Genomic DNA, 11836 nt, shown 5'->3' with positions numbered 1-11836 from the left:
AAAGCCATGCCAAAACGTACAGACATAAAAAGCATCCTGATTCTTGGCGCTGGCCCGATCGTTATCGGCCAGGCTTGTGAATTTGACTACTCTGGCGCTCAGGCTTGTAAAGCCCTGCGCGAAGAAGGTTACCGCGTCATCCTGGTGAACTCTAACCCGGCCACCATCATGACCGACCCGGAAATGGCCGATGCGACCTACATTGAGCCGATTCACTGGGAAGTGGTTCGTAAAATCATTGAAAAAGAGCGCCCGGACGCGGTTCTGCCGACTATGGGCGGCCAGACGGCGCTGAACTGTGCGCTGGAGCTGGAACGTCAGGGCGTGCTGGAAGAGTTCGGCGTGACCATGATTGGCGCCACCGCCGATGCGATTGATAAAGCAGAAGACCGCCGTCGCTTCGATGTGGCGATGAAGAAAATTGGGCTTGATACCGCGCGTTCTGGTATTGCACACACGATGGAAGAAGCGCTGGCCGTTGCTGCCGATGTGGGCTATCCGTGCATCATTCGCCCGAGCTTCACCATGGGCGGTACCGGCGGCGGCATCGCCTACAACCGCGAAGAGTTCGAAGAAATTTGTACCCGCGGTCTGGATCTCTCTCCGACCAACGAGCTGCTGATTGATGAATCGCTGATCGGCTGGAAAGAGTACGAAATGGAAGTGGTGCGCGATAAGAATGACAACTGCATCATCGTCTGCTCCATCGAAAACTTCGACGCCATGGGGATTCACACCGGTGACTCCATCACCGTGGCGCCGGCGCAAACCCTGACCGACAAAGAGTATCAGGTGATGCGTAACGCCTCGATGGCGGTACTGCGTGAAATCGGCGTGGAAACCGGCGGCTCTAACGTTCAGTTCTCGGTGAACCCGAAAGATGGTCGCCTGATTGTTATCGAAATGAACCCGCGCGTATCACGCTCCTCCGCACTGGCATCGAAAGCGACCGGCTTCCCGATTGCAAAAGTGGCGGCGAAACTGGCGGTAGGTTACACCCTGGATGAGCTGATGAACGACATCACCGGCGGTCGTACCCCGGCATCGTTCGAACCATCCATCGACTACGTCGTCACCAAAATTCCACGCTTCAACTTTGAAAAATTCGTGGGCGCGAACGACCGTCTGACCACGCAGATGAAATCTGTGGGTGAAGTAATGGCGATTGGCCGCACCCAGCAGGAATCTCTGCAGAAAGCGCTGCGTGGCCTCGAAGTGGGCGCCACCGGTTTCGACCCGAAAGTGAGCCTCGACGACCCGGAAGCGCTGACCAAAATCCGCCGCGAGCTGAAAGACGCTGGCGCCGAGCGTATCTGGTACATCGCCGATGCATTCCGTGCCGGGCTGTCTGTGGATGGCGTCTTCAACCTGACCAACATCGACCGTTGGTTCCTGGTGCAAATCGAAGAGCTGGTACGTCTGGAAGAGAAAGTGACCGAGCTCGGTATCACCGGCCTTACCGCTGACTTCCTGCACCAGCTTAAGCGCAAAGGCTTTGCCGACGCGCGTCTGGCAAAACTGGCGGGCGTGCGTGAAGGCGAAATCCGCAAGCTGCGCGACCAGTACAATCTGCATCCGGTCTACAAGCGCGTGGATACCTGTGCGGCGGAATTTGCGACCGACACCGCCTACATGTACTCCACCTACGACGAAGAGTGTGAAGCGAACCCGTCCGTTGACCGCGATAAAATCATGGTCCTCGGCGGCGGCCCGAACCGTATCGGTCAGGGTATCGAATTCGACTACTGCTGCGTACACGCCTCGCTGGCGCTGCGTGAAGACGGTTACGAGACCATTATGGTCAACTGTAACCCAGAAACAGTGTCGACCGACTACGACACTTCTGATCGTCTGTACTTTGAACCGGTCACCCTGGAAGACGTGCTGGAAATCGTCCGTATCGAGAAGCCGAAAGGCGTCATCGTGCAGTACGGCGGCCAGACTCCGCTGAAACTGGCGCGTGCGCTGGAAGCGGCTGGCGTACCGGTTATCGGCACCAGCCCGGATGCGATTGACCGTGCGGAAGACCGCGAGCGTTTCCAGCAGGCGGTTGACCGTCTGAAGCTGAAGCAGCCGGCTAACGCCACCGTTACCGCCATCGAGATGGCCGTTGAGAAGGCAAAAGAGATTGGCTACCCGCTGGTGGTACGTCCGTCCTACGTCCTCGGTGGTCGGGCGATGGAAATCGTCTACGACGAAGCCGACCTGCGTCGCTACTTCCAGACCGCAGTCAGCGTTTCTAACGATGCGCCGGTGCTGCTGGACCGCTTCCTTGATGACGCGGTAGAAGTTGACGTTGACGCGATCTGCGACGGCGAAATGGTGCTGATTGGCGGCATCATGGAGCACATCGAACAGGCTGGCGTACACTCCGGCGACTCCGCGTGTTCTCTGCCGGCCTACACCCTGAGCCAGGAAATTCAGGATGTGATGCGCGAGCAGGTGCAGAAGCTGGCCTTCGAACTGCAGGTTCGTGGCCTGATGAACGTCCAGTTCGCGGTGAAGAACAACGAAGTCTACCTGATTGAAGTCAACCCGCGTGCGGCACGTACCGTCCCGTTCGTCTCGAAAGCCACTGGTATCCCGCTGGCCAAAGTGGCGGCGCGCGTGATGGCTGGCCAGACTCTGGCACAGCAGGGCGTAACCAAAGAGATTATCCCGCCGTATTACTCGGTGAAAGAAGTGGTGCTGCCGTTCAACAAATTCCCGGGCGTTGACCCGCTGTTAGGGCCAGAAATGCGCTCTACCGGGGAAGTGATGGGCGTAGGGCGTACCTTCGCCGAAGCGTTCGCCAAAGCGCAGTTGGGCAGCAGCTCAACCATGAAAAAACAGGGGCGCGCGCTGCTCTCCGTTCGTGAAGGTGACAAAGAGCGTGTGGTTGACCTGGCAGCGAAACTGCTGAAGTTTGGTTTCGAACTGGATGCTACCCACGGCACCGCGATTGTGCTGGGTGAAGCCGGTATCAACCCACGTCTGGTGAACAAGGTGCATGAAGGCCGTCCGCACATTCAGGACCGTATCAAGAATGGCGAATACACCTACATCATCAACACCACCGAAGGTCGTCAGGCGATTGAAGACTCCAAGCTGATTCGCCGCAGCGCCCTGCAGTACAAAGTCCATTACGACACCACCCTGAACGGCGGTTTCGCGACGGCAATGGCGCTGAACGCCAACGCTATCGAGAAAGTCACCTCGGTACAGGAAATGCACGCGCAGATTAAGAAGTAATCTTAGCTGCCCGTAAAAAGCGCCTCCGGTGGTCGACACCGGGGGCGTTTTTTTTGCACAGCGATCGGCTTTAAACAAAAACAAGGACATCCGCGTGAAAACACCACTTCGGAGAGTTCTGGTGTTCTCTCCCGGTTTGGTCAGCTAGCCTGAAGTGGTTAGGAAATGATTAATTTGACTGAATAACGGGAGAGAAACACGATGCAATACAATAAACCCCTCACCGCTGCTGTTTTCGCCGCCGCTGCACTGTTTACCGTCGCCGGGTGTTCATCCAATCAGTCGCTGAAAACTACCGATGGCAAAACCATTGTGACCGATGGCAAACCGCAGGTGGATGATGATACCGGCATGGTGTCTTACAAAAATGCGGAAACCGGCCGTACCGAACAGATCAATCGCGATCAGGTTAAGTCGATGGATGAACTGGATAACTAAGAGACAAATTATGTGGCCCCGCATGGAAGGCTGCGGGGCCGATGGCTGGCTGATTAAAGCAGCGCGTGGTCAATTTTGACGATAATCTTGCGCAGCGGAGCGCCGGCATCCATGGCGCTCATTGGCCGATGCAGCTCACCGGGAAACAGGACGGCCAGCTCTTCAGGATGCAGATGAATCAGCGTTTCGCTGCTGATCCCCTCACAAAAGCCAATATCGTGGGCGTCCTTAAACGGCCCGTCCGGGACAATCTCCAGGCCCTTATTACCGGCCCCGATAATCTCCTCGCCTTGCAGCACAATATGAATATCGATGTACTGACGATGGAACTCCGGGCGCTGTTCCGCCAGCGGTTTCGTGCTGCCTTCGACAACGGTAAAAAACAGATTATCGCCATCGACGGTGTATTTCCCCGGTGGCAGAGCGTGCGGCTCCTGCTGCAGTACCGCCTGTAACGCTTTGCGGATAACCGGCGGATAAAAGTTGTTTTTAGCGGCGGCGCTTAAGGTATCGATAATCATGCCGGGACTCCCTGCGTGGGTTGCGGGTTAAGTAATGTGATGGAGTGCGCCACAATGCTCGCGACATCGGGGGCGATATCCACCGCGACGATATCGCCTTCGCTGGCGTCTGGGGTTTCCAGCGCGGCAAACTGGCTGCGCAGCAGGGCCTCCGGCATAAAGTGGCCCTTACGTGCCTGCATCCGTTGCAAAATGCAGTCGTAGTCGCCGGTCAGCCACAGGAAGCGTAAATGGGGATTCCCCTCGCGCAGCTGGTCGCGGTAGCGCTTTTTCAGCGCCGAGCATACCAGCACGCCGGATTCGTTCTTCTGCCCAAGGCTGAAAATCACATCGCCAATGCGTTCCAGCCACGGCTGGCGATCGTTATCATCCAGCGGCTGACTGGCGGCCATTTTGACGATGTTCTGCCGGGGATGAAGATCGTCACCGTCGATAAATTTAGCGCCAAGCGCCTGGGCCAGCGCCTGACCCACGGTGGTCTTCCCGGTGCCCGATACGCCCATCAAAATAATGCATTGCCCTGCCATAATGCGCTCCTTAATCAGACGGCAACCAGCATGCCGCCGTCGACGAATAACAGATGTCCATTGACGAAATCGGATGCTTTGGAGGAGAGAAACACGGCGGCGCCAACCAGCTCTTGCGGATCGCCCCAGCGTGCGGCAGGCGTGCGTTTACATAACCAGTCGGTAAAGGCCCGATCGTCCACCAGGGCCTGGGTCATGGCGGTTTTAAAATAGCCCGGCGCAATACCGTTGACCTGAATATTATCGCGCGCCAGTTCGACGCACATGCCGCGAGTCAACATCTTCACTGCGCCTTTGGCGGCGGCATACGGGGTAATGGTGTCGCGACCCAGTTCGCTCTGCATGGAGCAGATGTTGACGATCTTGCCGCGCCGGCGGCTGACCATGCGTTTGGCTACCGCCTGGGAGACCAGGAATACCGCGGTCTGGTTGACGGAAATAACGTCATGCCATTCCTGCACCGGAAATTCGGTAAAAGGGTGACGGCGCTGAATACCTGCGTTATTAAATAACACGTCAATTGCACCGATATCGGTTTCAATTTTCGCAATCGCATTTTCTACCGCGTCGGCATCGGTGACATTAAATACCGCGGTGTGGGCGATAGCACCTTCATCACGTAATTTCATGACCGCATCATCCGCACGAGACGCCGAAATATCGTTGACAATAATTTCTGCGCCATATTGTGCAAGGCCTTGCGCCATGACAAAACCAATTCCTTGTCCTGCGCCAGTAATTAAAATACGTTTGCCTTGTAAGCTGAAAAGATCTTTCATCTTGATATCCTGATTAACGGCTGAATATAAATGATGTGGTGCGTGTTAATGCCGCTGATGGCAAAACATGACCCGCAACAACCTGTGCTCTATCTCACGGATTTTTGTCGGGTAAATCTGTGATGAAGATCACTCAAAAGGGTGTTACGAAAAGGGGTTACGCTAAACGTGATGTCGGGTGGAAATTACCGCGGCTCAAGGGGTTAAGCGCAGAATGGCGTGATTCTCTTTTTCCTGAACGGCAGGCATAATGGCCTGATGCAGTGGATGTATTTGACGGGTCGATAGATGAAAGCACAACGCATTACGCTCAATGATATTGCAGCGCTGGCTGGCGTAACCAAGATGACCGTCAGCCGCTATTTACGTACGCCGGACAAAGTCAAACCGGAGACCGCAGAACGTATCGCCAGCGTGATTGCGGAAATCGGCTATGAACCCGATCCCGATAATCCGGCGATGACCAGCGTCGTCGTCCCGCGCATTGGCGTCTTAATTCCCTCTTTTCATAACCAAATCTTCGCCGACCTGCTGGCGGGGATCGAATCGGTGACCGCGGCGCATGGCTACCAGACGCTGGTGGTCAACTACGATTACGACCGCCAGCGCGAAGAGGAACAGATCGCGGCGGTGCTGGCGTTTCATGTCAAAGGCCTGCTGCTGACCGAGTCGGTTCACACCCTGCGGGCGGATAAGTACCTCAACGCCGCCAAAATTCCCATCGCCGAAGTGATGGGGCTGGCGGAGAATCCCGGGCGCATCAACGTCGGGTTCGATAACTTCAAAGCCGGTTTTGACATGACCACGATGCTGCTGGCGAGCGGCAAGCGGCATATTATCTATTTCGGCTCGATGTCTGACGTGCGCGACGAGCAGCGCTACGCTGGCTATTGCCAGGCGATGGAGAATGCCGGACTGGCGACCGGGCGTATTGCACCGAATAAGGTGTCGTCGGTGTCGATCGGCACCGGCATGATGAATCTGGCGCGGCAGATGTATGCCACCATGGACGGGATCCTCTGTACCAATGATGACCTGGCGGTTGGGGTGTTACAGGAGTGCCTTGCATCGGGTATCAATGTCCCGCAGGAGCTGGCGATCGCCGGCTTTCATGGTCTGGAGATCGGCCAGATCATCACCCCGCGGCTGGCCAGCGTGCTGACTCCGCGCTTTGAGATGGGTAAGGTCGCTACTGAGATTTTAATCAAAAAAATCAAAGGACTGCCAACCATCGAGAAAGTTGACCTGCACTACCGCCTGTCACTGGGGGAAACGATCTAACCCCGTCTAACGTGCGACGCCACGGTGTTAGCAAACCGTTAACGCCATGTCCCGCGTCGCAGCCGGATACGCTGGTTTTGTCTTAGGGATCACGTAGAGGGTAACAGCTATTTTTAACACGATTCAGCGTGATACAGATCGCAAAACGCCCTGCTAAAAACCCGTTTGATAGTGACTACCGTCGTAACGAACCGTCAAACAGGTGATCTGATGAAGAGTACTCTTACCCGCGCCGTCCTTTTAGTGGCCCCCGTTATTGATGCACTGCAGGAGCAACTGGCGGCCCATTTCCCGCTGCTGCGTCTGTACGAGCAGGACGATCCGATAAGTTTTCTGCGTGAACAAGGCGAGAACATCGCCGTTGTCGTTACCCGTGGAGACATCGGGGTGCAAAACAGCGTCCTTGAGTTGCTGCCGCACGTTGGCCTGATTGCCATTTTCGGCGTCGGCACTGATGCCGTTGATGTGGAATATGCACGTAGCAGACAGATTAAGATCTCCATCACCTCCGGCGTGCTGACCAATGACGTAGCGGACCTGGCGATGGGGCTGCTGCTGGCCGCGTCCCGCAATCTGTGCCAGGGCGATCGCTTTGTCCGGGAAGGGCGCTGGGAGAAGGGCGGGATGCCGCTGGCAACTCAGGTCAGTGGTAAACGCATTGGTCTGTTGGGGATGGGGAATATCGGCCAGGCGATTGCCCGTCGCGCCCGCGGCTTCGACATGCAGGTGCTTTACACCGACCGCAAACCGGTGCCGGGGCTTGATTATCAGTGGTGCGCCGATCTGCATACCCTGGCCCACGAGAGCGATTTCCTGGTGATTGCAGCCTCCGGTGGCGAAGCCAATCGCGGGCTGATCGATTATTCGGTGTTTAACGTCATGCCGAAACAGGCATGGCTGATCAACATCGCCCGCGGCTCGCTGGTGGATGAGAAAGCGTTGATTCAGGCGTTACAAAACGGTGTTATCGCCGGGGCGGCTCTCGACGTGTTTGAAGATGAACCGCATGTGCCGGCGGCGCTGATTGCGCTCGATAACGTCGTGCTGCAGCCGCACGTGGCCAGTGCGACCCATGAAACCCGACAGAAAATGAGTGATGTGGTTTTTGCCAACGTGGCGGCTTATTTTGCTGACGCGCCATTACCGAACGCGATTAATTAATTTCTCTCTCTTATTTCTGTACCCAGCTCGTATTTAATGACAACAATAACCTCTGCATAGAGAGCGCGAAATATGAATGATAAAATTCCCAGCACCCGCTGGTGGCGTATTATTACGCCGGTGTTGATCGCCTGTATTATTTCGTTTATGGACCGGGTTAATATTAGTTTCGCATTACCCGGTGGAATGGAAGAGGACTTAGGTATTACCAGCCAGATGGCCGGTGTTGCCAGCGGCATCTTTTTTATTGGCTATTTATTTCTACAAATACCCGGTGGGCGAATTGCGGTAAACGGCAGCGGTAAACGTTTTATTGCCTGGTCGCTGATGGCTTGGGCGGTGGTTTCGGTTGCTACCGGCTTTGTGACTCATGAATATCAACTGCTGGTGCTGCGTTTTATCCTCGGCGTGTCTGAGGGCGGCATGTTGCCGGTGGTCCTGACGATGGTCAGCAACTGGTTCCCGGAAAAAGAGCTGGGGCGCGCCAACGCCTTCGTGATGATGTTCGCTCCATTGGGCGGCATGCTGACCGCACCGGTATCCGGGGCGATCATCGCCGCGCTTGACTGGCGCTGGCTGTTTATTATCGAAGGTCTGCTGTCGGTGGTGGTGCTGGCGGTATGGTGGTTCATGATCAGCGACCGTCCGGAAGAGGCCCGCTGGCTACCGGAAAAAGAGCGTCACTACCTGGTCACGACGCTGGCCGCCGAGCGGGCGGCGAAACTGGCGGAAGACGCAGTCAGCAAGGCGCCGGTCAAAGATGTTTTCCGCAACGGCGGACTGATGAAACTGGTGATCCTCAACTTCTTCTATCAGACCGGCGATTACGGCTACACCCTGTGGCTGCCGACCATCCTCAAAGGGCTGACCGGCGGCAGTATGGCCAGCGTGGGTCTTCTTGCGGTATTGCCGTTCGTGGCGACGCTTGCCGGGATTTATGTCATTTCGTTATTCAGCGATCGCAGCGGTAAACGTCGTCTGTGGGTGCGCTTCTCGCTTTATAGCTTTGCGGCGGCGCTAGTGGCCTCGGTATTGTTGCGTGAGCACGTCGTGGCGGCCTATATCGCACTGGTGATTTGCGGCTTTTTCCTCAAATCAGCCACCAGCCCGTTCTGGTCGATGCCGGGGCGGATCGCCTCTGCGGAAGTGGCCGGTAGCGCTCGCGGGGTGATAAATGGCCTCGGTAACCTTGGCGGATTCTGCGGTCCCTATCTGGTGGGGGTGATGATCTATCTGTATGGCCAGAACGTGGCGGTTTGCGCCCTGGCGGGATCGCTAATCATTGCCGGGACCATGACCTTCCTGCTGCCGAAACGCTGCGATCTCGACGTCAGCGAACCCGAGGTTACCGCCAGCCCGCAGCCACATAAGGCCGGCAGTCCGCAGACATAAAATCAGGTTATGATTGTAAGCGCTTCGATTAACTGACTACACTCTTGCAGATTACAACGAGAGTTAACGCAGGCTAATCAATGATTCTGATAATTTATGCCCATCCCTATCCGCATCACTCGCATGCGAATAAGCGGATGCTGGAGCAGGCAAGGACGCTGGATGGCGTAGAAATACGCTCCCTCTATCAACTTTACCCCGACTTTAACATCGACATCGCCGCCGAACAGGCGGCGCTGGCGAAAGCCGATCTGATTATCTGGCAGCATCCGATGCAGTGGTACAGCGTTCCGCCGCTGATGAAGCTGTGGATGGATAAGGTGCTGTCGCACGGTTGGGCTTACGGTCATAACGGTATTGCGCTGCAGGGAAAATCCCTGATGTGGGCGGTGACCACCGGCGGCGGCGAGAGCCACTTCGATATCGGTGCATTTCCTGGCTTTGAAGTGCTGTCCCAGCCGCTACAGGCCACCGGGCTGTACTGCGGCATGAAGTGGCTGCCGCCGTTCGCCATGCACTGCACGTTTATCTGTGATGATGAAACCCTTCAGGCGCAGGCGCGCCACTATCGACAACGTTTAATTGAATGGCAGGAGGCGCACCATGGATAGCCATACGCTGATACAGGCGCTGATTTATCTGGGGTCTGCCGCCCTGATTGTGCCGATTGCCGTGCGTCTTGGGCTGGGGTCGGTGCTGGGTTATTTGATCGCCGGGTGCATTATCGGGCCGTGGGGCCTGCGCCTGGTGACGGACGCCGAGGCGATTTTGCATTTTGCCGAAATTGGCGTGGTCCTGATGCTGTTTGTGATTGGCCTGGAGCTTGACCCGCAGCGTCTGTGGAAACTGCGGGCGTCGGTGTTTGGCGGGGGTGCATTACAGATGGTGGTGTGCGGGGCGCTGATTGGCCTGTTTTGCATGCTGCTGGGGATGCGCTGGCAGGTTGCGGAGCTGATTGGCATGACCCTGGCGCTGTCGTCGACGGCCATCGCCATGCAGGCGATGAACGAACGTAACCTGACGGTCTCGCAGATGGGGCGCAGCGCGTTTGCCGTTCTGCTGTTTCAGGATATCGCGGCGATCCCGCTGGTGGCGATGATCCCGCTGCTGGCCGCCAGCGGCGGTTCCACCACCCTCGGCGCTTTTGCGTTGTCCGCGCTTAAAGTCGCGGGGGCGTTGGTGCTGGTGGTGGCGCTGGGGCGCTATGTCACCCGTCCGGTACTGCGTTTCGTGGCCCGCTCGGGCCTGCGCGAAGTATTCAGCGCCGTGGCCCTGTTCCTGGTGTTCGGCTTTGGCCTGTTGCTGGAGGAAGTGGGGCTGTCGATGGCGATGGGGGCGTTCCTCGCCGGGGTACTGCTGGCGAGCTCGGAGTATCGCCATGCGCTGGAAAGCGATATCGAACCGTTTAAGGGCCTGCTGCTGGGGCTGTTTTTCATCGGTGTCGGGATGTCGATCGATTTCGGTACTCTGATGAGCCATCCGCTGCGGATCCTGATTTTACTGGTCGGTTTCCTGGTCATTAAAGGTGTGATGCTGTGGGCGATCGCCAAACCGCTTGGCGTGCCGCGTGCGCAGCGCCGCTGGTTTGCGGTGCTGCTGGGGCAGGGGAGTGAGTTTGCCTTCGTGGTCTTCGGCGCAGCGCAGCTGGCGGACGTACTGGACAGCGAGTGGGCGAAGGCGCTGACCTTAGCGGTGGCGCTGTCGATGGCGGCCACGCCGATCCTGCTGGTGCTGCTGACCCGGCTGGAGAAATCCTCCAGCGGCCAGGAGCGTGAAGCCGATGAAATTGATGAAGAGCAGCCGCGGGTAATTATTGCTGGCTTTGGGCGTTACGGGCAGATTGCCGGGCGTGTGCTGCTTTCCGGAGGGGTGAAGATGGTGATCCTCGATCACGATCCGGACCACGTGGAGACGCTGCGTAAGTTTGATATGAAAGTGTTCTATGGTGACGCCACGCGCGCGGATCTGCTGGAGTCAGCAGGGGCGGCAAAAGCCGAAGTGCTGATTAATGCCATCGACGATCCGCAGGCCAGCCTGCAGCTGGTGGAGCTGGCGAAAGAGCACTTCCCGCATCTGCAGATTATCTCCCGCGCCCGCGATGTTGATCACTACATCCAGCTGCGTCAGGCTGGCGTAGACGCCCCGGAGCGTGAAACCTTCGAAGCGGCACTGAAATCCGGGCGTATGGCGCTGGAGGCGCTGGGACTGGGTGCCTATGAAGCGCGTGAGCGTGCCGATCTGTTCCGTCGCTTTAACCAGAAAATGGTGGAAGAGATGGTCGAGATGGCGGAAAACGATGCGGCGTCTCGCGTGGCGGTGTTCAAACGAACCAGTGACATGTTGACCGGGATTATCAACGAAGATCGTAACCATTTATCGTTGGTTCAGCGCCACGGCTGGCAGGGAACCGAAGAGGGTAGACATACCGGCAATATCGCCGACGAACCCGACAATAAGCCGGCATCCTGAGGCGAAAACGCACTGTTACGTTTTGTTTACAGTTAAC

10 protein-coding genes are annotated in these 11836 nt (G+C 56.9%); 7 read left to right on the top strand and 3 right to left on the bottom strand.

The window, feature by feature from the left end:
• Positions 1 to 6: 6 nt before the first annotated feature.
• Positions 7 to 3231 (top strand): carbamoyl-phosphate synthase large subunit, encoded by a 3225-nt coding sequence (gene carB / locus ACMYSP_RS08930; RefSeq protein ID WP_174509114.1) that lies wholly within the window; start codon positions 7 to 9, stop codon positions 3229 to 3231.
• 201 nt (positions 3232 to 3432) lie between these two features.
• Positions 3433 to 3669 (top strand): YgdI/YgdR family lipoprotein, encoded by a 237-nt coding sequence (locus ACMYSP_RS08925; RefSeq protein WP_434586404.1) that lies wholly within the window; start codon positions 3433 to 3435, stop codon positions 3667 to 3669.
• Between the two features lie 53 nt (positions 3670 to 3722).
• Here the strand turns inward: ACMYSP_RS08925 and ACMYSP_RS08920 are convergent, their stop codons facing one another.
• The 3 genes from ACMYSP_RS08920 to idnO are packed head-to-tail and all read right to left on the bottom strand — an operon-like array spanning position 3723 to position 5496.
• Positions 3723 to 4190 carry a YhcH/YjgK/YiaL family protein gene (locus ACMYSP_RS08920; RefSeq protein WP_434586403.1) on the bottom strand — a complete coding sequence of 156 codons (468 nt, stop codon included), beginning with the start codon at positions 4188 to 4190 and terminating at the stop codon, positions 3723 to 3725.
• Positions 4187 to 4717, bottom strand: coding sequence for a gluconokinase (locus ACMYSP_RS08915; RefSeq protein WP_254444107.1), 531 nt, complete (start codon positions 4715 to 4717; stop codon positions 4187 to 4189). The genes ACMYSP_RS08920 and ACMYSP_RS08915 overlap by 4 nt, the downstream gene beginning before the upstream one ends.
• Positions 4718 to 4731: 14 nt before the next feature.
• A complete protein-coding gene (idnO, locus tag ACMYSP_RS08910; RefSeq protein ID WP_434586402.1) occupies positions 4732 to 5496 on the bottom strand; it encodes a gluconate 5-dehydrogenase in 765 nt (254 codons plus the stop codon).
• A gap of 288 nt (positions 5497 to 5784) precedes the next feature.
• Between idnO and ACMYSP_RS08905 the strand changes: the two genes are divergently transcribed.
• The 5 genes from ACMYSP_RS08905 (at position 5785) to kefC (ending at position 11799) form a co-directional block, all read left to right on the top strand.
• On the top strand, positions 5785 to 6777 hold the full coding sequence (locus ACMYSP_RS08905; RefSeq protein ID WP_174509118.1) for a LacI family DNA-binding transcriptional regulator: 993 nt from the start codon (positions 5785 to 5787) through the stop codon (positions 6775 to 6777).
• 210 nt (positions 6778 to 6987) lie between these two features.
• Entirely contained in the window at positions 6988 to 7938 is a 951-nt protein-coding gene (locus ACMYSP_RS08900; protein WP_434586401.1) for a 2-hydroxyacid dehydrogenase, read from the top strand.
• Between the two features lie 72 nt (positions 7939 to 8010).
• On the top strand, positions 8011 to 9330 hold the full coding sequence (locus tag ACMYSP_RS08895; protein WP_123757544.1) for an MFS transporter: 1320 nt from the start codon (positions 8011 to 8013) through the stop codon (positions 9328 to 9330).
• A gap of 80 nt (positions 9331 to 9410) precedes the next feature.
• On the top strand, positions 9411 to 9941 hold the full coding sequence (gene kefF, locus ACMYSP_RS08890; protein WP_434586400.1) for a glutathione-regulated potassium-efflux system oxidoreductase KefF: 531 nt from the start codon (positions 9411 to 9413) through the stop codon (positions 9939 to 9941).
• The gene (gene kefC / locus ACMYSP_RS08885) at positions 9934 to 11799 is read left to right on the top strand and encodes a glutathione-regulated potassium-efflux system protein KefC (protein ID WP_434586399.1); all 1866 of its coding nucleotides are present in this window, start codon (positions 9934 to 9936) and stop codon (positions 11797 to 11799) included. Before kefF ends, kefC begins: the two co-directional genes overlap by 8 nt.
• The last annotated feature ends 37 nt before the right edge of the window (positions 11800 to 11836 follow it).

Source organism: Klebsiella sp. R390, assembly GCF_051131745.1.
GTDB lineage: Bacteria > Pseudomonadota > Gammaproteobacteria > Enterobacterales > Enterobacteriaceae > Klebsiella.
Note: the sequence above shows the minus strand (reverse complement) of the source record. Positions and strands in the feature narration are given on the sequence as shown.

Bases quoted from the DNA above. Each gene is read 5' to 3' on its own strand.
- carB (WP_174509114.1), top strand. From the start codon at position 7: ATGCCAAAACGTACAGACATAAAAAGCATCCTGATTCTTGGCGCTGGC.
- ACMYSP_RS08925 (WP_434586404.1), top strand. From the start codon at position 3,433: ATGCAATACAATAAACCCCTCACCGCTGCTGTTTTCGCCGCCGCTGCA.
- ACMYSP_RS08920 (WP_434586403.1), bottom strand. From the start codon at position 4,190: ATGATTATCGATACCTTAAGCGCCGCCGCTAAAAACAACTTTTATCCG.
- ACMYSP_RS08915 (WP_254444107.1), bottom strand. From the start codon at position 4,717: ATGGCAGGGCAATGCATTATTTTGATGGGCGTATCGGGCACCGGGAAG.
- idnO (WP_434586402.1), bottom strand. From the start codon at position 5,496: ATGAAAGATCTTTTCAGCTTACAAGGCAAACGTATTTTAATTACTGGC.
- ACMYSP_RS08905 (WP_174509118.1), top strand. From the start codon at position 5,785: ATGAAAGCACAACGCATTACGCTCAATGATATTGCAGCGCTGGCTGGC.
- ACMYSP_RS08900 (WP_434586401.1), top strand. From the start codon at position 6,988: ATGAAGAGTACTCTTACCCGCGCCGTCCTTTTAGTGGCCCCCGTTATT.
- ACMYSP_RS08895 (WP_123757544.1), top strand. From the start codon at position 8,011: ATGAATGATAAAATTCCCAGCACCCGCTGGTGGCGTATTATTACGCCG.
- kefF (WP_434586400.1), top strand. From the start codon at position 9,411: ATGATTCTGATAATTTATGCCCATCCCTATCCGCATCACTCGCATGCG.
- kefC (WP_434586399.1), top strand. From the start codon at position 9,934: ATGGATAGCCATACGCTGATACAGGCGCTGATTTATCTGGGGTCTGCC.